The following is a 22,514-nucleotide window of genomic DNA, read 5'->3' as shown; positions in this document are numbered from 1 at the left end:
CTAAGGAGATTAGGACTGTAGTAGCGTGTCGAATATTGTTCAAACTCGCAAGCAAGCGAATGGCACCGAGCAGAGGAGGTGCGGATGCCTGGGTTCGGCGAGCTGGAGGCGTCGATCATGGATCGGGTGTGGGCCGCCGCACCCGATCCCGTCACTGTCCGCGACGTCGTCAACCAGCTCCAGCGGGACCGGCAGGTCGCCTACACCACGGTGCAGACCGTGATGGAGATCCTGCACCGCAAGGGCTGGCTGAGTCGCCAACTGCACGGCCGCGCCTACCTCTACCGCTCAACTGCCTCGCGGGCCGACTACGTCGCCCGGCTGATGGGCGAGGCCCTGGCCGTCACCCCGGACCGCAGCGCCGCACTGGCGACGTTCGCTGAGCGGATGGACCCCGACGAGGCCGAGACACTGCGCCGCGCACTGGACGCCGCGCGCTCCGCGCGGTCCGACCCTCCAGGCCCGGAGCAGCCGTGATCGTATCGGCGCTGCTGCTCGGCTATGTCGTGTTCGCCCCCCGCTGGCTGGTGCGTGCACTGCGGGGCGCCGCCTGGACCGGGCGCGCGCCCCAGTTGGCCACCGCGGCCTGGATCTGCCTGGCCTGCTCGCTGCTCTGTGCGACGGTCTTCGCCGGGATCGCCCCGCTGGTTCCGATGCTGTTCCCGGCGCCGCCCGGCGCGCCCGGTGCGTCCGCCGCCGGCGCGGAACTCCTGGTCGGCCTGTGGCCCGACGGTCACCCTTTCGCCATCGGGAGGGCCGTGCTGCTCGGCCTCGTGGCCGCCGCCGCATTGGTGCTGCGCATCGTCATCGGCTTCGCGGTCGCCGGCTACCGTACGCGCCGACAGTCCGACCGCCACGAGGAGATCGTGAGCGTGGTCGGACGGCGGATGGACGGGATCGAGCCCGCCCTCGTCGTCGTGGAGCACAGCGATCCCGCCGCGTACTGCCTGCCCGGCAAAGGCAGCCGGATCATCGTCACCTCAGGCGCACTGCGCACCCTGTCCGACGGCCAGCTGCATGCAGTGCTCGCCCACGAGCGCGCGCATCTGCGCGGACGGCACCACCTGATCGCGACCTTCGCCCACGCCGTGGCCGCCCTCGTACCCCGCTCGCAGGTGCTGGACGCGATCCGCTCGGAGCTGCTGCGGCTGCTGGAACTGCTCGCGGACGACGCCGCGGCGCGTACCGCGGACCGGCTCGATCTGGCCGAGGCGCTGCTCACCCTGGCCAGTGCCCCGCATACCGCGCCGATCCCGGCCCGGGCTCCCGGCATCGCGCTGGCAGCGGTCGGCAAGGATGCGGCCGGGTACGCTCCCGCAGCCGAGAGCGCCGCCGCGCAACGGGTGCGCCGCCTACTGCAGCCGCGCTCGCCGCTGGGCGCGGGACGGACCGCGGGCGCCGGGCTGGCCATCATCACCATGGCACTCACGCCACCGCTGCTGCTCCTCGGCCCTGCGCTGGTCGCCTGCTGCGCGGCGTATTGCACATCACTGACGGCGCTTCAGGGTCTCCTCGTGCACTGACGTACAGGGTGCGGTCTGCTGGACCGGCACGGTGGGCACCACCCCATCGGACCTCTGGGGAACCGGTCAGACCAGGGCCCCTGCCCAACTCATGATCAGCCGGGCGAGCTCCTCGGGGTGCTCCTCGTGCAGGTAGTGGCCGCAGCCCTCGAACAGCTCGACGTGGGAGGACCCGCGGTTCACGGTGCGGCGGGCCCAGGAAGCGCGGTCACGGCTGGTCATGACGGTGAGTACGGGGCAGGTCAGTGCCCGGAGCGCGGCCTCGGCGGCAGGCCGGGAACCGATCGCGTCCGGAGCGAGGTACAGGGCTTCCCGGGCCGCCGCGAGGACCTGCGGGTCCATGGCGGCCATGACCTGCGCATGGTGCCGCCGCACCGCCGCAGGAGTGGCGGCGACGTGCGCATCCTCGGCGAAACGAACAGCCCAGGTGCTGCCCTCGGCCAGCAACTGCCTTTGCTCGCCAGGAATCCGCAGCATTTCGGCCTCGTCCGCGCCATAGGCCGGATCGAGCACGACCAAGGCGGCCACCGCTGCCGGATGGCGTGCGACGAGGGCGACGACCACCTGAGCGCCCATGGAGTGACCAACGGCGATCACCGGGGGCAGGTCGAGCTGCACCAGCAGATCTGCGAGGTCACCGGCGAAGTCGGCCGGGGCGTAGCCGGAGGGCGGGGTGGAGGAGCGGCCGTGGCCGCGCAGGTCGACGGTGACCACCCGGTGTGCTGGGAGCAGAGTGGCGAGCGGCAGCCACTCCGAGCTGTCGCCGCCCCAGCCGTGAACGAGCAGCACCGGCGTGCCCCAACGGGAGCCGGTGTCCGTGTAGTGGAGTCGCACTTCGGGTGTGTTCAGGTAGGGCATGGCCGGTTCTCCGATCACGTGGGCGCTCAGGGGGCCGGTATGAGTCGTAGCAGCAGGGCGCTCTGCGAGCGCGGCAACGTCACCGTCAGCTCACCAGCCGATAGGTCCCACGAAGCCGTCGCGTCACCTGCCGCGTCGAACAGCGGTTCCACCTCCATAGCGCGTCCCCGCAGTTCGGGGAAGGGCAGGGCGCAGCGATCGGTGTCGGTCTCGCGGCGGAAGACCGAGACGCGGATCGCGTCGGTGCAGTGCAGGGCGAGTGCCGTCCAGGGGGCGCGCCAGCCGGGCAGGCCCAGCGGCCAGCGCGGGACCGCGGTGCCCAAGCAGGCGCGGTAGCCCTTGTAGACATCCAGGGCTGTGCGTACCAGTTCAAGCCGCACAGGATCGAGGCGGTCGATGCGGCCGCTGAGGTGGATGCGGCCGAGCAGCGCGGGGACCAGCGCAAGCCCGATGGCGTCGGTGTCGAACTCGGCCTGCGGGTAGGCCCACATGGCGCCCTGCTCCGGCAGGACGGCCGCCGGGGCGGCGACGGCGATCGGTGGCAGGTTGTGGTGGTCCTGCTGGTCGGTGAGCGAGTGGATGGGGAATCGGGCCAGGGTGGCGTAGTCGCTGCGGCTGCCGCCGGCCGCGCAGCTCTCCACGACCAGGCCGGGGTGCCGGTCCAGGACGGCGTCCAGCCAGTCCAGCAGCGCGCGGTTGTGACCCAGCAGCCCGGCGCCCGGGGCATCGCCGGTGCCGGTGCCGATGTCGATGTTGTAGTCGAGCTTGAGGTAGCCCAGGCCGTAGTCGGTGACTAGCCGGTCCACCACCGCGTCCAGGTGAGTGCGGGCGGCGGGGTGGCGCAGGTCCAGCTGGTAGCGGCCCCACTGGACCACGCGCTCGCCGTCGCGCTGGAAGAATGCCTCTTCGGGCAGGGTCTTCGCCAGTGGGCTGCGTACGCCGACCACCTCGGGCTCCAGCCACAGCCCCGGGAGCATGCCCAGGGCCCGGATCCGGTCCGTCACCTCCTTCAGCCCGCCGGGGAAGCGGACGGCGGACTCCTCCCATTCCCCGACCGCGTCCCACCAGCCGTCGGTGTCGGCGTACCAGCCCGCGTCGATGACGTAGTACTCAGCGCCGGCTGCGGCCGCCGCCTCCACCAGCGGCAGGACCGCGGCCGTACTGGGGTCCGACATCAGACAGTTGTTGAAGTCGTTGAAGACCACAGGCAGCCGTTCGTGGTCCGGGTGCGGTCGCACCAGCGCGCGACGGTAAGCGGTCATCGCGCCGACGGCGCCCTGGAAGCCGTCCGGGCTCAGTGCCACCGCGACCGGGACCCCGGTGAACGACTGGCCGGGCTGCAGCCTGGCCCGCCAGGCGTGCTCGCGGTCGGTGGGGCCGGACAGGGCCAGGTAGACGTCGTCGTCGTAGTCGCCGACCTCCGCGTGCCAGGCGCCGTTGTGCTCGATCTGCCACAGCAGGGCGCGCCCGCTCGCCGGGTCCTCGACGCAGCCCATGGGCAGGTGCTCGGCACTGGACCAGGCCCCGGTACTGGTGAGGGCGACGCGGTTCTTGGAACCGGTCTGGCCGTACCGGACCATCCCGACGTCGTACAGGCCGCGCTCGGCCAGCGTGTGGTCGGACCAGCGGAACTCCCCGCTCCACGGGTTGGCCGCGGTGTGCAGCCGCAACCCGTCCTCCCAACGGCCCCTCACCCGCCCGGCCAGACCGGCGAACACGAACGAGGAAAGGTACTCCACCGTCACCGCATTCTGACCGGCCGTCACCTCGGCCCAGCTGCGCAGCACCGGCAGCTGGGCGTGCAGCCGCAGATGCGCGGTGACGCGCAGGCCGCCCGCCGGGTCGGCGGTGCTGACGATCAGCTCGCGCCAGTCTCCGTCCGTCCGCTCCTCATGGCCGAGGTAGCGCTGCCGAGCGGCGGCGTCCCCGTCGACATGGCGCTTGCCGGAGGTTCCGGTGCGCCCGGTGCCGGTGCACTCCAGCTCGACCAGCGGCCGGGCGGGACGGTGCGACTGCCGGGGTGTGTCGCCGGTCAGGAGGAGGTCGAGCAGGCGGACCGGTCCGTCCTCCTCCCAGCCGAGGTGGACGGTCAGCGCGCCATTACCCCAGCGCAGTTCCCCGGGCTGAGCGGTCATCGCGAGCACTCCTGGCTTGGTCACCCTGTCGCCTCCGTGTACGTGGCGTAGTCGAAGTCGGCGTGGACGCCGGCCCCGTCGAGGTCCTGCACCCACAGGCCGAGCATCGCGCCGGTGAAGCCGAGGACGCGTAGTTGGCCGTTGTGGAACTCGTCGGCGGCCTCGTCCGACAGCACGGTGGCGTCGAGTTCGAACGGGAGCTGCAGGGTGCGGTGCCCGGTGCCATAGGAGAAGCGCAGTACGGGTCCGTCGAGTTCGGCCCGGAGGACCACGGATGCACCGGGGATGAGCGGTATGTGGACGGGGTGGGCAGCTAGGGCGCCCTGCTGGCAGCTGAGGACTTTCAGGGCCCGGCTTCCGTCGTCCTGCGCGGTGACGTACAGGTAGTGCCAGTTGCGGGTGTTGTAGTAGGCGGTGAGGCCGGCCAGGTGGTCCGGGGTGAGCGGGTCGAAGGACACCCGGGTCTCGAACGAGCAGCGGCGGGCGGTGACCCGGCGGGCGACCAGGCTGGGGGCGCGGCGCCCGACGGGTGACTGCCCGCCGTGGATCCGTAGGGAACCGGAGCGGGCGGTGAGGCTGAGCCAGTCCTCGTCGGCCGGGCGACGCAGCGTGGACCAGTCGGGACCGAGCAGGGGCGCGTCGAAGGGGTCGGTCGCAGGCGGCGCCGGGAACGGGGCAGGCGTCAGGCCGGGGGCTGGGACGGTGACGGCGGGAATGCCGCCCGCGATGCCCGGCCAGCCGTCCTCGGTCCAGGTCACGGGCTGAAGGGCGGTCTCGCGGCCCAGCACGCAGCGGCCGCGCTCGGTATAGGGGCGGGCGGTGATGTGGGCCGCGTACCACTGGCCGGACGACGTTTCCACCAGTGAGCAGTGGCCGGCCTTCTGAAGCTCCAGCCTCGGGTCGTGGCGGGAGGTGAGCAGCGGACCGGCCGGGTCCGGCTCGTACGGGCCGAAGAGGTCGCGGGAGCGGGCGACGGCTGCTCCGTGCTCGTAGCCGGTGCCGCCCTCGGCGTGCACCAGGTAGTACCAGCCGTCCCGGTGGTAGAGGTGCGGGCCCTCCGCGACGCCGGCGGCGGTGCCCACGGTGATTGTTCGGGGCTGTCCGAGGAGTTTCTGCGACGTACGGTCGTACTCCTGCACCTCGATTCCGGCGAACATGTCGTGCTCCGGCCGCCAGTCGAAGGCCATGTTCAGGAGCCAGCTGCGTCCGTCGCCCTGCTCGTCGTGGAACAGCGACACGTCGAAACCCCGCCCGTGCAGTGGTACCGGATCGGACCACCGGCCCTGGATCGAGGGTGCCGTGGTCACGAAGTTCCGCAGGTCCTTCCAGCCCTCCGCATAGGTGTCCACCACCGTGAAGACCAGGTGGAACAGTCCGTCCGCGTAGGACAGTCCCGGTGCCCAGACCCCGCCGGAGTCGGGGACCCCGGCCAGGTCGAGCAGCCGACGGCTGTCCAGCACACCGCCCAGCGCACGCCAGTTGACCAGGTCCCGGGAGTGGTGCAGCCGCACACCCGGGCACCACTCGAAGGTCGAGGTGGCGATGTAGTAATCGTCGCCCACCCGCAGGATCGCGGGATCGGGCTCGAAGCCGCGCAGGACGGGATTGTGGATCACGTGGCGTCCGTTCGGGGATCGCAGGGTCTACAGGGAGAACAGCAGGGTGCCGAAGCCGGGGTGGTCGCACTGGAACGGCGCGCCTTCGGGTCTCAGGTTGCTTGCCACCTGCGCGGTGTAGGGGGCGGACTTCCCGACCCGTTTCACGTAGTGGTTGTAGGCCATTTCGTAGACGGGCTGGAAAGTGCCGCGCCCGTCGGTGGAGATGGTCGACCAGTGCCCGTTGCACCGCCCGAAGGTGGCGTCGTACGCGACCGTATTGCCCAGGTTGTACTTCGCCGTGTACTCGAAGCCCGACAGCAGCAGCGAGTTCGAGGCCCCGAACATGTCCAGGCCCTGGATCCAGCCGGTCTGGCAGATCTCCGCGAGCGAGCCCAGGATCAGCTGGGTGTGGGCCTGGTCGCGGCCGGACTCGCAGCACTGGCCGGTGCCGGACTGGATGAGTCTGGTCAGTCCGCAGCAGCTGTTGGTGGCGAACGCGTTGTACGCGTCGTTGAAGAGGGTGAGGTTGTTGCAGGCCACGGCGATCTGCATCATGCCCTTGAGGCCCATCAGACCGTAGCCACCGTCACCGTAGACGTCGATGAGGGGGACGAAGATGTTCTGGAACATCGTGACGGTGGCCGCGAGTTCGGAGAGCGACCAGCTGCCCGCCGGTCCGGTGTAGTGCATGATCTCGACGGCGGCGGCCAGTTTGGCGCCGTAGATCCCGGCGGCGAGCTCGGCGTCGGCGCCGTTGATGGTCTGCAGTGTGTTGGTCCAGGACTTGATGATCTCAAGGGCCTTGTAGGCGTGTGCGGTGTCGCCGGTGATGTACCACATGACCGCGTTCTGGTACGCGGCGTTGCAGTCGTACCAGAGATCCATATTGCCGTCTTCCGGGCTGGTGCCCCGGGTGACGGTCGCCCGGCCGCCCGCGACCACGTACGAGGACGACGAGAAGAAGTCGGCCGCGAAGACGTTGTAACCGTTCAGCCAGGGCTGGGCGCCCGCTGCGACCTTGGTACGCATCCGGTTGAGGTCGGTAAGACTGTGCAGCACACCGGGGTGGGTCAGTGAAGCCAGCCCCGAGGTGACGGCAGCGGCGCTCGTCGCCCGGGCCAGTCCGGCGCCCGCGATCCCGGCCACACCGGCGCCGATTGCCGTGAGCTTGAGCAGGCGGCGCCGGCTGGGCGGGGCGCCGGGGCCGTACGGGTCGGCGGGAGACAGGAGCTCGGAGGTGAGAGGGGGTGGGGGAAGATGCGGGTTGTTCATGGGGTTCCTTGTCGACTCGACGCTGAGTGCGGTGAAGGGAACGGGATGAGGGAGGCAGGGCGGAGGGGGTCGGCGGTGGGGCGGTCAGATCCGGCGCAGGACGAGCGTGCTGCGCGGGCCGACCTTGGGACGTTCGCCGGCACCTGTGTTCTTGCCGGTGGCGAGGTCACGGGCGGGCCCGAAGTCCTCGCGGGCGGGGAGGGTGAAGACCTTGTCGGTGCTGGTGTTCATGGCGATCAGGTAGTCGCCGTACTGGCAGTAGTAGAAGGGGGCCTTGCCGACGAGCATGGTCTCGACGCCGTCGAAGTGCACCCCGAGGGTGGGGTCGGGGACGTCCGCGGGGACGGGGGCGAGGTGGTAGACATCGCCCTGCTGGGACTGGTGGAGGGTGTCGCCGGGCGGGGGGAAGCCGCCGGGCGGCAGGCCGGCGGCGGCGGGGTCGTTGATGGCGTAGTCCCACAGGATCCAGTCGCGGGCGGTGAAGGTGGTGTCGGTGGTGCCCGCGGAGTGCTGGCGGATCGTGGCCGAGCGCTGGTCGACGGGGGTCACATGGTGGATCCGGGCGTAGTTGTTGACGCCTTGCCGGGCCCGCCAGTAGAGGGAGGCGAAGAGCACCTCCTGGCCACACTTGATCGCGACGGCGCCGTTCTCCTCGTCGGTCAGGACGAAGTCCGGCTCGTCCCAGCCGGTGGGCACCCGACCCGGCCGGGCGGCCAGGGCCTGGTAGTCGTCCCAGTCGCGGGAGACCAGGCGCAGCGCGTTGAGTCCCACGCGGGTCCAGTTGTAGGTCGCGATCAGTTGCAGCTGCGGCCACAACTGTCCGTCGTCCACCATCTCCTGGGTCCAGCCGACCAGGTCCGGGTCCTTGAAGACGGCGGCGGACATCAGCGGGTTGGAGTCCCAGGCAGTGCGCGAGGCGTACGCGATCGCTCCCGGGTACACCTCGTTGCGCCAGCCGATGACGGTCTCGGTGCGGGAGATCCGGGCGTTGTCGCCGTCCACGTCCACGACCCGGAACCGGCCGCGCGCCTTGACCATCTTGATCATCTGCTCGCGCAGTTCGGGGGCCTGCTGGCCGCCGTAGCCGCGGGTCACCGACTCGTACATCATGACCAGCCAGTCGGTGACCTCCCCGTAGCTGCCGACATAGCCCAGTTCGCGGGTCAGCCCCGCTTTGGTGACCTGGTAGTAGTCGGCGCCCAGCGGCTTGGAGGGGTTGCCGTTCGCGTCTTCAGGTCCGAGGTAGGGGATCAGGCCGATCGACTGGTACAGGTACTCGCGGGCCTTGTCCTCCGGCAGCGCCAGGGTGGAGTCGAGCAGCCCCAGGCCCCGGTTGGCCTGGTAGATGCCAGTGGCGCAGATCTGGGTCTGGTTGGAGTAGTGCGGGAAGTGCTGGCGCCAGTAGTCGCGGCTGGCCTGCAGCATCGTCGTGTAAGCCGCGCGGCGCACCGGCTGCGCCTGCACGTCCGCGGCCGGGGCGATGAGGTCGACGCCGTCGAACCAGGCGGTGCCCGGGCCGGACAGGCGCAGGTGGAACTCGACCTGGGTGGCGCCGCCAGGGGTCGCCAGGTCGACCGACACGTGTTCCCAGTCATGGGTGCCGGTCGCTGCGAACACCTTGTTGTCGCCGCCGACCAGGTTGCCGCTCGCGTCGTAGAACAGCGGGTCGATGTGCGCGCCGAGGCCGGTGACACTGTCGGTCCTGATCCGGGCACCGTAGGTGTAGGTACCGGAGCCGACCTGGACCTTGGGGGTGGCGTAGACGTAGCTGTAGCCGTCGGAGCCGGTCGCGGTGAGCTTGAGTGAGGCCGAGCCCGCCTGCGAGACGGTGGTGTCGCGGGACCAGGTGCCGCCGGGAGCCCAGTCGGGCTTGGCCCAGTGGTCGGGGGTCGCGCCGCCGGTCTCGAAGCCGGGGTTGCGCAGGTCGGTCGGCTTGATGAGGTCGATGTCGTCGAACCAGGCGGTGCCGGGGCCGGACAGGCGAAGGTGGAGCTCGATCTGGGTGGCGCCGCTCGGCGTCGCCAGGTCGACGGAGACGTACTCCCAGTCGTGGGTACCGATCGTTGCGTACACCTTGTGGTCGCTGCCGACCAGGTTGCCGCTCGCGTCGAAGAACAGCGGGTCGATGTGCGCGCCCGCGCCGGTGACACTGTCGGTCCTGATCCAGGCGCCGTAGGTGTAGGTGCCAGCACCGACCTTGGTCCTGGGCTGTGAATAGACGTAGCTGTAGCCGTCGGCGGTGGTGGCGGTGAGCTTGAGGGAGGCCGAGCCCGAGTGGGAGACGGTGGTGTCGCGGGTCCAGGTGCCGCCACCGGAGGAGGCCCAGCCGGGCTGGGCCCAGGAGCTGGGCGTGCCGCCCCCGTCCTCGAAGCCCGCGTTGGCTATCTCGTACGGGGAGCCAGTGACCTTCGAGTCGAGCCGGTCGCCGAGGTGCTCCCACAGCAGGGCCAGGCACAGACCTACCCGGCCGAAGCCCTGCCACTGCTGGTCCGAGCCGGTGAGCACGGTCGCGTCGGACTGCCAGGCCATGTACCGGCCGTCGATCGCCTGCAGCACCCGCTCGACCGCGGCGTCCTGCTGGTAGGCGGGGCTGCCGGGCCACAGATAGCCCTCGGCCAGCGACTGCATCGCCCAGCCGTCCATCGCGGCGGGGGTCGCGGTGTTGAGGTAGTCGGCCTGCTCCTTCTGCACCCGCGCCTTGACCGCGTCCAGGACCTCCGCACCGGTGGTACGCGCCACCGGCACCGGGGCCGGCCCCTGGGCCTCTCCCCTGCACGGGACGAAGTACGGGTCGGTGTGGGTGTAGAGCCGGTAGATGGAGCGGGAAGGGGTGGTCATGTTGTAGTACAGCTGTGCCTGGTTCTGGCCGTAGGACCAGATCCGGCCCAACGCGCGGACCTCCAGCGCGATCGAGGTCTTTCCGGCGGTGAGCTTCTCCGGCAGAGGCAGGGTGTGGAAGAAGAAGCGCCCGGGGGTGCGCGGTGCGGTGTCCAGGATGTCGAGGTTGTCGACCGCGCCCTCGTCCTGGTAGCCGATCTGAAGGCCCTCGCAGAACAGTTGGAGCCGCCAGGGGTTGTTGCCGAAACTCGCCTCGCTGGCGGTGGGGTCGTGTTCGTCGCCCCAGAGTTTGACGGTGACGTAGGTCGTGCCGGTGGGGTTGCAGGCGAGGGTGAAGGAGAGCGTGCCGCCGTAGTAGCTCGCCGGGCTGGTCGGGTTGAGCACCCGAGCCGGCTGGCCCAGGCCGCCGGCGGTGACGGTGTCGGACAGGGTGGCGGTCAGGGCGTGGTCGCTTTCGGAGGCGGCGTCGCCGAGGATCAGGGTGTCGAGCGGGCCGGTACCGGCGGACCGCTTCGACGCCGGCTGTGCCGCACTGGTCGTGCCGAGTGTGGCCGCGTGGGCGGGCATGGTTCCGCCGAGCCAGCCGACGCCGGCGAGGGCGCCGGTGGCTCCCGCGTACTTCAGGACGTCGCGGCGTGCGGGCGTTTCGGGCATGGCTGTGCCTTCCTGGATGCGGGGTGGAGCGGAAGGAAGAGCGAGGACGAAGGTGAACGGCTAGCGCACGGAGCCGACGAGGATGCCGCTGCGCCAGTACTTCTGCATGGAGATGATGAAGACCGCCAGCGGGAGCACCGAGAGCAGGGAGCCGGTGATGACCAGGCTGGTCATGTCATGGGAGTGCAGCACCGACAGGTTCCAGTCGTACAGGCCGAGGGTGACCGGGTAGGTCTGCTCGCCGTTGAGCATGAACAGCGGCAGGAAGAAGTTGTTCCAGATGCCGATGAAGTCGAGCATGAAGATCGTGGCCGCGCCGGTGACCATCAGTTTCAGTGAGATGCTGCGGAAGATCCGCAGCTCTCCGGCGCCGTCGATCCGGGCCGCTTCCAGAAGCTCGTCGGGGATGGAGCTCTCGGCGTAGACCCGAGCCAGGTAGACGCAGAACGGGTTGACGAAGTAGGGGATGTACAGCGACCAGACCGAGCCGACCAGGCCGATCTTGCTGAACAGCAGGTACAGCGGCAGCGCCAGCAGCGTGCTGGGCAGCAGCGAGGCGCCGATGGTGACCGCGAACATCGCGCCGCGGCCGCGGAAGCGGAACTTGGCCAGCCCGTAGCCGGCCGCGATCGACACCGCGGTGGCCCCGGCCGAGCCCAGGCCCGCGTACAGGACCGAGTTCAGCATCCAGCGCAGGAAGATGTGGTTGTCGTAGCTGAGCGTCCGGCTGATGTTGGAGCCCAGGTGCATGTGCGCGAAGCCCAGCCCGAAGGTGCCGTACAGGTCGGACAGGCTCTTGGTGCTGGACACCAGCAGCCACCACACCGGTGCCAGCGAGTAGAGCAGGAAGACCAGCATCAGCCCGATGGTCAGGGCCACCGACCTGCGTGAGGCGCGTGCCCCCGTCGTCGTCGTCGTGCTCATGCCGCGGTCCGCCTGTTCGTGGTTCGGTAGAAGACGAAGGCCAGGATTCCGGTGACCACGGCCAGCACGGTCGACAGGGCGGCCGCGTAGTCGTAGTCGGTGGTTCCGAAGGCCGTCGTGTAGATCATCTGCATCGGGGTGAAGTCGGTGGGGATGGCCCCGGGAGCCTCCTGACGCAGGATCATCGGCTCGTTGAACAGCTGCAGTGCGCCGATGATGGAGAACATCCCGGTGAACACCAGCACCGGGCGCACCGTGGGCACCTTGATGGACCAGGCGATCCGCGCCTCCGAGGCGCCGTCGATCCGGGCCGCCTCGAACAGTTCCCTGGGCACGGCCTGCAGCGCGGCGGAGATCAGGATCATGTTGAAGCCGACCTGCTCCCAGACCAGGACGTTGCCGATCGACAGGTAGGTGCTGACCGGGCCGAAGAAACCGACGGTCGCGCCGAGGTGCTTGAAGGTGTCCGTGATCGGGCTGACGACCGGGCTGTAGAGGTACATCCACACCAGTGCCGCCACCACCCCGGGGACGGTGTAGGGGATCAGGAACCCGAGCCGGAACAGCCGCACCGCGCGGGCGGCCACGCCGTCCAGCAGCAGTGCCATCAGCAGGGCCAGCCCCAGCATCACCGGGATCTCGACAGCGCCGAACAGCGCGACCCGCACCAGGCTGCCCCAGAAGGACGGGTCGGAGAAGGTGTTCACGTAGTTGGTCAGACCGGTGAAGACGGTGCGCGGGGCCCCGAAGCCCAGCCCGGAGCGCTTCTGCTGGTGCAGGCTCTGGAACACCGCGTAGCCCACCGGGGCGACGTAGACGAACAGGAAGCCGGCCACGAAGGGCAGTGTGAACAACAGCCCCTTGACGGCTCCGGCCCTCGATCTGCCGGCGCGGGCCCGGCGGCCGGCACCGCGCCGGGCGCCGCCGCGCGGCGGCGTCCGGTCGACGGTGGGATGGACATCCAGCTCGGTACTCATGGTGGTTCTCCGTTCGCTCCGCTAGCTCCAGTCCGAGGGTCAGCCGGCGGAGGCGTTGATGCCCTGGGTCTTCAGATCGGCCAGGACCCAGGTCTGCATGGTGCTCAGCAACTGGACGGCGGTCATCTTCCCGGCCAGGACCTGGGGCCAGTAGCTGGCCATCTTGGTGTACATGGCCGCGTAGTCCGGTCCGTACTGCCAGCCCGGGTTGACCTCTCCGGCCGCGGTGGTGACCACCGAGGAGGTGTTGGTCTCGCCCTTGAACATGGTGGCGGGGGCGATGTTCGCGACGTACGGCGAGACGTCCTTGAGCGCCGGGAAGTAGCCGGCCCCGGCGGTCGGGTCCGCCAGCGCGGTCAGCGGGGCCTGGTTCTGGGTGGCCCAGGCCGCGAACTCCGTTGCCTGCTGCGGGTTCTTGCAGCCCTTGTAGACCGAGACGGCGTTGTATCCGCTGTCCGTGGAGGCCTCGCCCGCGGCGTACTGCGGCACGGTGGCCATCGACCAGTTGCCGTCGGACTTGGGGAAGACCTTGGCGTAGATGGGCAGTTGCCAGGTGGAGGTGGTCATGGCGAGGGTGCCGCCGTCGTCCCAGGTCTTCCAGATGCCCGGGTCGGTGTAGGAGACCGAGGAGAGCATGTGGTTGTCGACCATCTGCTGCAGCACGCCGGCCGCCTTGAGCGCCTGGGGCGAGCTGAAGGCGATGGTCCAGCCGTTGCCGGACTGCTTGTACCAGCTGGCGCCGGCCTCCCAGTTGAGGCCCACGAAGCCGCTCGGGTCCTCCGGCGCGTAGTTCATCAGCTTCAGCTTGGGGTTGGCCGCCACCAGCTTCTTGCCGTCCGCGATGAACTGGTCCCAGGTGGTGGGCACGGTCAGCCCGTACTTGGCGAAGAGGTCCTTGCGGTAGGCGAAGAAGTTCGGCGAGGCCGACTCGGGCAGCGCGTAGGTGGCACCGCCGGGGGTGACCACGTTCCACGCGGCCGGGGTGTAGAGATCCTTGTACTGGTTGGCGTACGTGGAGATGTCCAGTTCCAGGCCCTGCGCGGCGAAGCTGACCACATGCTCAGCGTCGGTAAGCGCCAGGCACGGCCCGTTGCCCGCCGTGACCGCCGCCGCGAGCTTCTGGTAGCCGGTGTCACCGAAGGTGACCTTGGTGTACTTGACCTGGATGTCCGGGTGCGCCTTGTTCCACACCGCGACCTGGGCGGCCATTCCGGTGGAGTTGTCCCAGTACTCGATGGTGACGGGACCGGCCGGCTTGCCTGCGGCGCTGCTGCCCCCGCTGCTGCAGGCAGCCAGTGCCATCGTCGCCGCCAGCGCCGTACCAGTGGCTATGAGGGCCCGGGTGCGCAGCTTCACGCGTGTCGATCTCATGGTGCAGTCTCCTCGATGAGCCCTGCGGCACTGCTGCCGGGGATACCAGTCACTCAGGGGAAGCCAGGTCGGTGGTCGGCACCTGGCAGGCTCAGGCTCTCCGTCGTAACCGATTACGCCAGTGTTTCGGCGAGCTGCCCTGCGACGTAGATTGAACTCCCGGAACACCACCCGTCAAGGGTTGTGGAGGGGCCTGCGTTCGTCCGTGGGCGCCCGACACAGATCGCCGCGACCCTCTCGCACACCTCGCCTTCTCTGGCATATCCGCAGGCAGAGGCCGCATAGCGGGCCGTTGTCCGGGGATGCCGGGGTCTTGCTCCAGCGTGCACGGCCTGGTTACGATGCAGAAAAGTTATAGAAACCGGTTACTAACCATGTGCTTAAATCCTCGCCAGAACCTCCTTCCCGCCCTGCCTGGACGGACGGCCTCCGTCCTGCCGGCACCGGCATGTCACTCCGAGAGGCGACCGTGACACGACGACCGAACACCGCGCTGGCCATGCGGTCACACCTGCCCGAACGCTACTTCGGGCCCGCCGGCCTGGCCCGCCTCGGCGAGATCGCCCGGGCCGCCCCAGGTCCCGCGCTCACCGAGTTCTCCTCACCGGCCGCGCGCACCGCCCTGGCCTGCGCCGAGGTCCTGGTCACCGGCTGGGGCTGCCCGCCGATCGACCAGGACGTCCTCGATGCAGCGCCTGGGCTGCGCGCCATCGTCCACGCCGCGGGATCGGTCAAGCACTGGGTCTCGCCCGCCTGCTGGGAACGGGGCATCCAGGTCTCCACCGCGGCCGCGGCCAACGCCGAGCCGGTCGCCGAGTTCACCCTGGCGATGCTGCTCCTGGCCGGCAAGGGCGTACTGCCGCTGGCCCGCGAGTACCGCCGCCGCCGTAGCTTTGTGGATCTGGAGCGTGAGTATCTGACGATAGGCAACTACCAGCGCCGGATCGGCCTGGTCGGGGCCTCGCGGATCGGACGCCGGGTGATCGAACTCCTGCGCCCCTTCGATCTGGAGGTCTGGGTCAGCGATCCCTTCCTCGAACCGGACGACGCTCGCCGGCTGGGCGTGCACCTGGCAGAGCTGGACCTGCTCCTGGCCGGCTGCGACATCGTCAGCCTGCACGCACCCTCACTCCCGAGCACTCGTCACCTGATCGACCGTCACCGGCTCTCACTGCTGCCGGACGGAGCCGTGCTCATCAACACCGCCCGCGGGGCGCTGGTCGACCAGCAGGCGCTGCTGGACGAGCTGGTCAGCGGCCGGATCGACGCGATCCTGGACACCACCGAACCCGAGGTGACGGACCCCGACTCCCCGCTCTACACGCTGCCCAACGTCCTGCTCACCCCGCATCTGGCCGGCGCCGCCGGAGTCGAACTGCGCCGCCTGGGCAGCTCAGCGCTGGACGAACTCGCCCGCTTCGCCGCCGACCAGCCCTTTCGGCACGGGGTCACCCTGCAGGAACTCGAACACAGCGCCTGACCGTCCCCCGGCCAGGCACGGTCAGGCGCGGACCGGCGGCGGCGCCACGGACCGGCGCACCACGATGTGGGTCCCGAGCACGGCCCGGTCCTCCACCTCGCGGTCGCGCCGGTCCAGCGCCAGGCGCACCGCGGTGCGCCCCATCTCCTCGTACGGAACATGCACCGTGGTCAGTTTGGGGAACAGGTCCGCCGCCAGCGGGATGTCGTCGTACCCGGCCAGCGACACGTCCCCCGGCACGTCGATCCCGGCCTCCCGCAACGCCTCCAACACCCCGGAGGCCACGATGTCGGTGCCCGCGAAGACCGCCGTGAACTCGACTCCCCGGGCCAGCATCTCCTCGATCGCGCGCTGTCCGAACCTGCGGGTGTACGGGCCCCAGGCCACCAGCTCCGGATCCTCCGCCACTCCATGGGCCGCAAGGGCCCGCCGGTAGCCGGCCAGGCGGCCCACCGCGGTGGTGAGCCCCTCCTCCCCCGGTAGGGCCAGAATCCGGCGGTGTCCCGCGGACAGCAGGTGGCTGGTCATCGCGAAGGCGCCGCCCTCGTTGTCGTAGTCCACGACCGTCGCGGCGGTGTCGGCCCGCAGCGGAGGGCGACCGCACAGCACCAGCCGGGACCCGGCCGCGTCCAGCGACCTGGCGAACCGGGCCATCCGCACCTGGTACTCGTCCAGATCGTGCGCCCCGCCCACCAGGATCACCGCCGCGGCCTGCTGCTGGCGCAACAGATCCACCAGCGCCAGCTCGCGCTCGGGGTTGCCGTGCGTGGTGCACACCAGGCTCAACCGGCCCCTGGCCGCGGCCTCCAGTTCCACGCCCTCGGCGATATGGGCGAAGGAGGGCCCGGTGATGTTGTCGATGAGAATCGCCACCGTCTCCACGCCCACCCCGGCCAGGGACCTGGCATGCGCGTTGACGACGTAGTCCATCTCCTGGACGGCTTTGACCACCCGGGCCCGGGTGTCCGCCGCCACCGGGTAGTTCCCGGCCAGCACCCGGGACACCGTGGCCACCGACACCCCGGCCCGCGCGGCGACGTCACGGATCGTATGGCGCCGCGAACCTCTCGACTGCCCGGAATCCTGCTGCTCGTCCACCGGATATCGCTCCCGCTCCTGTGCCCTCGCCCACGGACCACGGTCCGCCGCGTCTGGAAGGATTCAGTCTAGACTTCCCGACAGCAACCGGTTACCAAAAAGTTTCCCAGCCAGCGGAGACGTCCTGAACCCTGTGTACCAAAGCCGCACCCCCAGGGCGATCCGGTTCGGCTTTCTGTCGTCGATGTACCTGGAGGGAGTTGCGCGCCTGCGCACAGCCTCCGAGCGGCGCAGTGAGCTTTGGATCCCGCGGGCACGGTCAGTCGGAAAGTCGGGTTCGAGGAGTCCACCGCTAGACGTGCGAGTGCTGGGGAACGCCGGTCGGGTCCGAGGGATCACTTCGGGTCAGGTACTGCGGGACGGGGGCGGCGTCGTTTCCGGTGTCGCGCACGATTCCGTAGCGGATTCTCGGGTTGGAGGGATCGTCGTAGGTCGCCGGGTCCGGTGGCGTGTCGATGTCGGTGGTGACGCTCTGCCAGGTCTCCGGGGATACCCCGAGGTTGTAGTCGGCGTAGTTCTCGTTCAGGTGCAGGGTCACGGTCCCGTCGAGGTGGAAGAACTCGACCTCCCACATCTGCTGGGCGCCGGACGGCAGGGTGTCGTAGCCCGTGGACGGCTGGCCCATCCAGGTGTGAGGCTGGTCGGTGGCGTTCGGTCGCTCGTCCGTCATCCGGTAGTAGCCGCCGGACGCGACATGGAACAGCTTCCCGCGCAACCCCGTCCAGGTGGGCATCACCAGCCGACCGACGCGGTTGAAGTAGGCGACCTCCCAGCGCACCGAGAAGTAGCCGGTTCCGCTGAGCGTCTCGGAGTCCCCTCGGTAGAACATCAGCCAGGAGCCGCCGATCGCTCCTGTGAACGGCTTGTTCCACTTCCCGGCAATGACATTGATCGCCTTGGTCTCCGGGCGGTGCGGTAGTGCGCCGGGCTTGAGGTTTTTCGGCGGCGCGCTGTCCGGGGTGTCCACGGTCTGGCCGTAGACCGCTGCGGTGGGCGTCGCCGTCGTGGGGGACGCCGTGGTGGGGGCCGTGGAGCTGGGGGATGCCGACGCGGACGCCTTGGGGGGCCTCGACTCCGCAGTGGACGTGCTGGGCGATCCGGCGGACGCGCTCGGTGGGAGCACGGGTCTGTTGGTCGCCTGCTGCGCACGCACCACGGCTACCGGGGAGGCGGGAGCTGAGCGTCCGGTCAAGGCGACAGCGGCTCCCCCCACGACTGCGGTGAGCGCGACCGGGACGACGACCGACTTGGCCGTGAGCAGGCGCCCGTTCCGGGCCCATGTGCTGCGCGGTGTTCGGCGGGTGGCGGTGTGTCGCGCTACGCGCGCCGCCGCAGCGGGCTCTGCGTGCGGGTCGGCAGAGCTCCACAGTGCTGCCAGCAGTGCGGGGTGGGCGGCGATCCCCGTGAGCACTCCGGTCAAGGGCACCAGGGCGATCCCCGCCAGCAGGCGTTCGGCCGGCACCAGACCCTCCAGGTGGGCAGAGCACGCCGGGCACTCGCGCACGTGCCGGGCCAACCGCTTGCGCCACAGCGAGGACGCGTTCCCGTCCCAGTCGCGAATCGCCTCGTCCAGTCGCGGGCAGCGCGGTGCGGCCCACAGCGCACGCACCACCGCCCGCGCGGTCTCCAGCTGGGCCTTCATCCGCTGCACGCGTACGGCGACGTGCTCGGTGCTCTGCTCCATCGCCCCGGCCAGGTCACTGCGGGTGATCTGGCCCGCCGTCTCCAGCCACCACAACGCCAACAGGTCGCGGTCCGCCGCTTCCAGCCAGCGCGACGCCTCCGCGGTCTCCCGGCGCTGACCCGACAGGCCTAGGCGCAGGATCGTGAGATCCACGAAGTCCGCCCCCGGGTCCGCGATGCCGAGCAGTTCATCCATTCCACCGTCGCCCGCTGTCCGGCGGAGCCGACGGCGGTCGCGTGTCTCGCGCACCGCGATCGCCACCACCCAGGAGCGGAAAGCGGCCGGGTCACGCAGCCCCGCTATGCCGTGGACCACGCGCAGCATCGTCTCCTGGACCACGTCGTCGACGTCCGCGTGTCCGTCCAGGGCCCGGCCGACGATGTTGTAGACTAAGGGGAGGTACGCGGCGATCAGCTCGTCGAGCGCCTGCTGGTCGCCGTGCTTGGCCGCATCCACCCGCTGCGTACCGGGGTATTCCCTCATTGCGTTCCTCTGTCCTCGCGCGCTGAATCGGGGGTACATGCAGGAGACCCCGGGCCGGGCAGGCGGATATCACTTTCGGGCGGAACGATCCGTATCCGCTGTCCTCCACGCGGCAAGGGTGGCCGCAACGTGGAGGTGAAGCGTCCGACCCCGAGGGCTGCACTCCCGCCTTGAGCACGCCGAACCGCATCGCACGGCTCTCACTGCACAAGCGCATGCCGCAGCCCTCCTACTTTCGGCGCCGGTGCCCGGTCGGCCGAGGAGGAGCGGTGGGACCGGGACAGTCGACTGCGGTGGCCCGTGTCGACCCGGCGGCCCTGCGCCGCCTGCGCTTGGCGAAGACGCCGCCGCCCGCAGCAGCCACGACCGCCGCGGCTACGGCCGCCCCGCCGATCACCACCGACGGGCCGCCGCCGGCAGGTGGGCCACCGCCCGAACCGGTCGTTTCACTGCCGCTGTTGCCTGCGGCTGCCGTGGTTCCGGTACCGGCATTGCGGACTGCCTGGCGCGAGCCTACTGAGTTGCGAGCTGCCGCCCGCCGTCCGCACCGAGGACTGCCCGACCGTCCCCAGGACTGCGACCCGTAAGGGCAACAGCGCGCCTGTGCCTCTTCGACGACGGGGCTACGCGCTGCGTTCGTTGCCGGTGGGGGCGGGTGCCGTTGGCTGGTTGTGGTCGAGGGTGGCGTACCAGCTGGTCAGGAGTTTGAGTGCGTCGTGGTCGGGGGTGCCGGGTTCGGCGCTGAGGGCGGTGAGGGTGAGGCCGGGGTCGTTGGGGACGGGCAGGGCCTCGAAGGCGAGGGTGAGGTCGCCGATACCGGGGTGGTGGAAGCGTTTGAGGCCGGTGTGGTGCAGGCGCACATTGTGGGCGGCCCACAGGGCACGGAAGGCTTCGCTCCGGGTGGACAACTCGCCGATCAGGTCGCTCAGTTCGCGGTTGTAGGGGTCCTGGCCGGCCTCGGTGCGCAGCAGCGCCGCCGCTGCGGAGCGCTGGGCGTCCAGTTCGGTCATGTACTGGTCGGCGCCGGGGTTCAGGAACTGGTACCGGGCGATGTTCACCGGCCGGGCGGGGTCCTGGAACAGGGGCCAGTACAGCGCCTTGCCGAGTTGGTTGGTGGCGAGGATGTCGAGGCGGCCGTTGCGGATGAAGGCGGGCGCGTCGGCCATCGCGTCGAGGAGCTGCTGCAGGCCGGGCCGGATGCGTTGTGCGGTGCGGCGGCGAGCGGGACGGCGGGTGGTGCTGGCGGTGCGGGCCAGGTCCAGGAGGTGGGCGCGCTCGGAGTCGTCGAGCTGCAGGGCCCGGGCGAGGGAGTCCAGGACGGCTTCGGAGGTGCCGGACAGGTTGCCGCGTTCCATCCGGGCGTAGTACTCGGCGCTGACGCCGGCGAGCATCGCGACCTCTTCGCGGCGCAGCCCTTTGACGCGCCGGTGGCCTGCGTCGGGCAGGCCGGCCTGCTGCGGGGTGATCCTGGCGCGGCGGCTGGTGAGGAACTCGCAGACCTCGCTTCGGTTGTCCATGCCTTCGAGGTTACGACGACGCCGACGGGCCAGGGGTGTACTGCCAGTACACGTATCAAGAGGTCCTTCCGCGCGGCTACGGGCCGGCGTTTCATCGACAGCAGGCCAACAACAGGCCGCCCGTCCGCTCCGGTGGCACCGGCGGTGACTGCAGGGCGGAATGGACGTGGATGTCCGCGCCCCGCCGATGCGGGGACGCGCCGGGCATCCCATGCGGAAGGGAGCGTCAATGCCGGAGAGCAAGCAGCCCGGGGGTCCTCGCCAGCAGTTCGGGGACATCGCCCCGGCGCTGGCCGGCTACAGCGAGGACGTGCTGTTCGGGCAGGTGTGGGAGAACCAGGACCTGTCTGCGCGGGACCGCAGTCTGGTCACGGTGGCCGGCCTCGTCACCAGTGGTAGTACCGAGCAGCTCGCCTTCCACCTCGGCAGGGCCCGCGAGAACGGGGTCAGCGACAAGGAGCTGATCGAGACGGTCACCCACCTGGCCTTCTACGCCGGATGGCCCAAGGCCATGTCCGCACTCACCGTCGCCAGGACCGTCCTCGCCGTCTCCTGAGCCCTCCCCGGGCCGGGGCCCGGCCCGTTTACCACCGCACGTACGCAAGGAGTCTGATCATGGAGATCGTGCAGCGTCAGCCGACCATGAAGCTGCCGCCCGAGATGTTCACCGGTGACGCGTGGGCGGATGTGCTCTATCGCGGCCAGGACCCGGCCCGTGCGCGGGCGAACCTGGTGCGCTTCGCGCCCGGCGCCCGGACCGCGTGGCACTCCCACGGGCTGGGCCAGACCCTCTACATCGTCGAGGGCATCGCCCTGATCCAGTCCCGTGGCGGCGGGATCGTCGAGGCCCACGCCGGGGATGTCGTCTTCACTCCGGCCGGTGAGGAGCACTGGCACGGCGCGAGCCCGGACCGGTTCATGGCGCACATCGCGCTGTGGGAGGGCGACGACGTCCACTGGCTGGAGCACGTCACCGACGCCGAGTACACCGGCCCCCGCCACCTCACCCGTACCCCCTGAACCGGGGTCCGGCACCCATCCGCTCTCTCGCGACTACGGAAAGATCCATGCGCGCAACAGTGATCCACGCCCCCCGTGACATCCGGGTCGAAGACCGGCCCATGGCCACCGTGCAGCAGCCGACGGACGCGGTGATCCGCACCGTCGCCACCTGTGTCTGCGGCTCGGACCTGTGGGACTACCGCGGCATCAACGACTTCGCCGGACCCACTCCGGTCGGCCACGAGTACGTCGGCGTCATCGAGGAAATCGGCAGCGACGTCACCGGCGTCAAGCCCGGCCAACTGGTGGTCGGCTCCTTCTTCGCCAGCGACAACACCTGCCCCAACTGCAAGAGCGGCTATCAGACCAGCTGCCTGCACCGGGAGTTCGTCGGCGGCGCCCAGGCCGAGTACGTCCGGGTCCCCCTTGCTGACGGCACCCTGGTGCCGGTGCCCGGCGAGGTGGACGAGAAGCACATTCCCAGCCTGCTGGCCTGCTCTGACGTCATGGGCACCGGCTGGTACGCGGCCGTCGCCGCCCAGGTCCGGCCCGGCCGGACCGTCGCCGTCGTCGGGGACGGCGCGGTGGGCCTGTGCGCGGTCATCGCCGCCAAGGAACACGGCGCGACGCGCATCATCGCCATGAGCCGCCACACCTCCCGCCAGCAACTCGCCCGCGAGTTCGGCGCCACCGACATCGTCGCCGAACGCGGCGAGGAGGGTGTGGCCCGCATCAAGGAGCTGACCGGCGGCATCGGCGCCGACGCCGTCCTGGAGTGCGTGGGCACCCCGGAGTTCATGCAGCAGGCCCTGCACTCCACGCGCCCCGGCGGCAACGTCGGCTTCGTCGGCGTCCCCCACGGCGTGCAGATCAACGGCGAGGAACTCTTCTACTCCCACGTCGCCCTGCGCGGCGGCCCCGCCCCCGTCCGCGCCTACCTGCCCGACCTCATCAACCGGGTGCTGGACGGCCGCATCAACCCCGGCAGGGTCTTCGACCTGGAGCTGCCCCTGGACCAGGCCGCCGAGGGTTACCAGGCCATGGACGGGCGCCGCGCCATCAAGACCCTTCTGCGTCCCTGACCCCACCCGAGCCCCCGC

General features: G+C 70.2%; 17 protein-coding genes. 6 read left to right on the top strand and 11 right to left on the bottom strand.

Going from position 1 to position 22,514, the window contains the following annotated elements:
* Positions 1 to 84: 84 nt before the first annotated feature.
* On the top strand, positions 85 to 477 hold the full coding sequence (locus ABH941_RS00325) for a BlaI/MecI/CopY family transcriptional regulator (RefSeq protein ID WP_370126455.1): 393 nt from the start codon (positions 85 to 87) through the stop codon (positions 475 to 477).
* Positions 474 to 1,523 (top strand): M56 family metallopeptidase, encoded by a 1,050-nt coding sequence (locus tag ABH941_RS00320; RefSeq protein ID WP_370126454.1) that lies wholly within the window; start codon positions 474 to 476, stop codon positions 1,521 to 1,523. Before ABH941_RS00325 ends, ABH941_RS00320 begins: the two co-directional genes overlap by 4 nt.
* 66 nt (positions 1,524 to 1,589) lie before the next feature.
* Here ABH941_RS00320 and ABH941_RS00315 read toward each other — a convergent pair whose 3' ends face one another.
* The 8 genes from ABH941_RS00315 to ABH941_RS00280 form a co-directional block, all read right to left on the bottom strand.
* Complete coding sequence (locus tag ABH941_RS00315) at positions 1,590 to 2,381, bottom strand: alpha/beta fold hydrolase (RefSeq protein ID WP_370126453.1); 792 nt, start codon at positions 2,379 to 2,381, stop codon at positions 1,590 to 1,592.
* 26 nt (positions 2,382 to 2,407) lie between these two features.
* Entirely contained in the window at positions 2,408 to 4,516 is a 2,109-nt protein-coding gene (locus ABH941_RS00310; protein WP_370126452.1) for a glycoside hydrolase family 36 protein, read from the bottom strand.
* Positions 4,517 to 4,536: 20 nt separating this feature from the next.
* Positions 4,537 to 6,132 carry a glycoside hydrolase family 43 protein gene (locus ABH941_RS00305; protein ID WP_370126451.1) on the bottom strand — a complete coding sequence of 532 codons (1,596 nt, stop codon included), beginning with the start codon at positions 6,130 to 6,132 and terminating at the stop codon, positions 4,537 to 4,539.
* A gap of 27 nt (positions 6,133 to 6,159) precedes the next feature.
* Complete coding sequence (locus tag ABH941_RS00300) at positions 6,160 to 7,386, bottom strand: hypothetical protein (RefSeq protein WP_370126450.1); 1,227 nt, start codon at positions 7,384 to 7,386, stop codon at positions 6,160 to 6,162.
* Between the two features lie 84 nt (positions 7,387 to 7,470).
* On the bottom strand, positions 7,471 to 10,878 hold the full coding sequence (locus ABH941_RS00295; RefSeq protein ID WP_370126449.1) for a Tat pathway signal sequence domain protein: 3,408 nt from the start codon (positions 10,876 to 10,878) through the stop codon (positions 7,471 to 7,473).
* 60 nt (positions 10,879 to 10,938) lie between these two features.
* Positions 10,939 to 11,802 (bottom strand): carbohydrate ABC transporter permease, encoded by an 864-nt coding sequence (locus ABH941_RS00290; RefSeq protein ID WP_370126448.1) that lies wholly within the window; start codon positions 11,800 to 11,802, stop codon positions 10,939 to 10,941.
* Positions 11,799 to 12,779 carry a carbohydrate ABC transporter permease gene (locus ABH941_RS00285; protein WP_370126447.1) on the bottom strand — a complete coding sequence of 327 codons (981 nt, stop codon included), beginning with the start codon at positions 12,777 to 12,779 and terminating at the stop codon, positions 11,799 to 11,801. Before ABH941_RS00285 ends, ABH941_RS00290 begins: the two co-directional genes overlap by 4 nt.
* 39 nt (positions 12,780 to 12,818) lie before the next feature.
* Entirely contained in the window at positions 12,819 to 14,150 is a 1,332-nt protein-coding gene (locus tag ABH941_RS00280) for an ABC transporter substrate-binding protein (RefSeq protein WP_370126446.1), read from the bottom strand.
* Between the two features lie 448 nt (positions 14,151 to 14,598).
* On the opposite strand from ABH941_RS00280, the gene ABH941_RS00275 reads away from it, so the two are divergent.
* Positions 14,599 to 15,630, top strand: coding sequence for a hydroxyacid dehydrogenase (locus ABH941_RS00275; RefSeq protein WP_370126445.1), 1,032 nt, complete (start codon positions 14,599 to 14,601; stop codon positions 15,628 to 15,630).
* Between the two features lie 21 nt (positions 15,631 to 15,651).
* On the opposite strand, the gene ABH941_RS00270 is transcribed toward ABH941_RS00275, so the two are convergent.
* From ABH941_RS00270 to ABH941_RS00260, 3 genes are all read right to left on the bottom strand, one after another.
* Positions 15,652 to 16,728: a LacI family DNA-binding transcriptional regulator gene (locus ABH941_RS00270; protein WP_370126444.1), complete on the bottom strand. Its 1,077-nt coding sequence runs from the start codon at positions 16,726 to 16,728 to the stop codon at positions 15,652 to 15,654.
* A 292-nt stretch (positions 16,729 to 17,020) separates the two neighbouring features.
* Positions 17,021 to 18,895 carry an RNA polymerase sigma factor gene (locus tag ABH941_RS00265; RefSeq protein ID WP_370126443.1) on the bottom strand — a complete coding sequence of 625 codons (1,875 nt, stop codon included), beginning with the start codon at positions 18,893 to 18,895 and terminating at the stop codon, positions 17,021 to 17,023.
* Between the two features lie 623 nt (positions 18,896 to 19,518).
* Complete coding sequence (locus tag ABH941_RS00260) at positions 19,519 to 20,412, bottom strand: helix-turn-helix transcriptional regulator (RefSeq protein ID WP_370126442.1); 894 nt, start codon at positions 20,410 to 20,412, stop codon at positions 19,519 to 19,521.
* Between the two features lie 229 nt (positions 20,413 to 20,641).
* Here ABH941_RS00260 and ABH941_RS00255 point away from each other — a divergent pair, with 229 nt between their 5' ends.
* Genes ABH941_RS00255 through ABH941_RS00245 form a run of 3 tightly spaced genes read left to right on the top strand, consistent with a single transcriptional unit; the run spans position 20,642 to position 22,496 of the window.
* Positions 20,642 to 20,968, top strand: a complete 327-nt coding sequence (locus ABH941_RS00255; RefSeq protein ID WP_370126441.1) for a carboxymuconolactone decarboxylase family protein — start codon at positions 20,642 to 20,644, stop codon at positions 20,966 to 20,968.
* Positions 20,969 to 21,027: 59 nt separating this feature from the next.
* Positions 21,028 to 21,432, top strand: a complete 405-nt coding sequence (locus ABH941_RS00250; RefSeq protein WP_370126440.1) for a cupin domain-containing protein — start codon at positions 21,028 to 21,030, stop codon at positions 21,430 to 21,432.
* Positions 21,433 to 21,479: 47 nt separating this feature from the next.
* On the top strand, positions 21,480 to 22,496 hold the full coding sequence (locus ABH941_RS00245) for a zinc-dependent alcohol dehydrogenase family protein (RefSeq protein WP_370126439.1): 1,017 nt from the start codon (positions 21,480 to 21,482) through the stop codon (positions 22,494 to 22,496).
* Positions 22,497 to 22,514 lie beyond the last annotated feature (18 nt).

It is taken from the genome of Streptacidiphilus sp. EB103A, from assembly GCF_041261405.1.
Lineage (GTDB): Bacteria > Actinomycetota > Actinomycetes > Streptomycetales > Streptomycetaceae > Streptacidiphilus.
The sequence above is the reverse complement of the archived record's forward strand: the minus strand, read 5'-3'. Positions and strand labels throughout refer to the sequence as shown.

Excerpts from the sequence above, each read along its gene's own strand:
- ABH941_RS00325 (WP_370126455.1), top strand. The coding sequence starts at position 85 with ATGCCTGGGTTCGGCGAGCTGGAGGCGTCGATCATGGATCGGGTGTGG.
- ABH941_RS00315 (WP_370126453.1), bottom strand. The coding sequence starts at position 2,381 with ATGCCCTACCTGAACACACCCGAAGTGCGACTCCACTACACGGACACC.
- ABH941_RS00310 (WP_370126452.1), bottom strand. The coding sequence starts at position 4,516 with ATGACCGCTCAGCCCGGGGAACTGCGCTGGGGTAATGGCGCGCTGACC.
- ABH941_RS00300 (WP_370126450.1), bottom strand. The coding sequence starts at position 7,386 with ATGAACAACCCGCATCTTCCCCCACCCCCTCTCACCTCCGAGCTCCTG.
- ABH941_RS00295 (WP_370126449.1), bottom strand. The coding sequence starts at position 10,878 with ATGCCCGAAACGCCCGCACGCCGCGACGTCCTGAAGTACGCGGGAGCC.
- ABH941_RS00290 (WP_370126448.1), bottom strand. The coding sequence starts at position 11,802 with ATGAGCACGACGACGACGACGGGGGCACGCGCCTCACGCAGGTCGGTG.
- ABH941_RS00285 (WP_370126447.1), bottom strand. The coding sequence starts at position 12,779 with ATGAGTACCGAGCTGGATGTCCATCCCACCGTCGACCGGACGCCGCCG.
- ABH941_RS00280 (WP_370126446.1), bottom strand. The coding sequence starts at position 14,150 with ATGAGATCGACACGCGTGAAGCTGCGCACCCGGGCCCTCATAGCCACT.
- ABH941_RS00275 (WP_370126445.1), top strand. The coding sequence starts at position 14,599 with ATGTCACTCCGAGAGGCGACCGTGACACGACGACCGAACACCGCGCTG.
- ABH941_RS00265 (WP_370126443.1), bottom strand. The coding sequence starts at position 18,895 with ATGAGGGAATACCCCGGTACGCAGCGGGTGGATGCGGCCAAGCACGGC.
- ABH941_RS00260 (WP_370126442.1), bottom strand. The coding sequence starts at position 20,412 with ATGGACAACCGAAGCGAGGTCTGCGAGTTCCTCACCAGCCGCCGCGCC.
- ABH941_RS00255 (WP_370126441.1), top strand. The coding sequence starts at position 20,642 with ATGCCGGAGAGCAAGCAGCCCGGGGGTCCTCGCCAGCAGTTCGGGGAC.
- ABH941_RS00250 (WP_370126440.1), top strand. The coding sequence starts at position 21,028 with ATGGAGATCGTGCAGCGTCAGCCGACCATGAAGCTGCCGCCCGAGATG.
- ABH941_RS00245 (WP_370126439.1), top strand. The coding sequence starts at position 21,480 with ATGCGCGCAACAGTGATCCACGCCCCCCGTGACATCCGGGTCGAAGAC.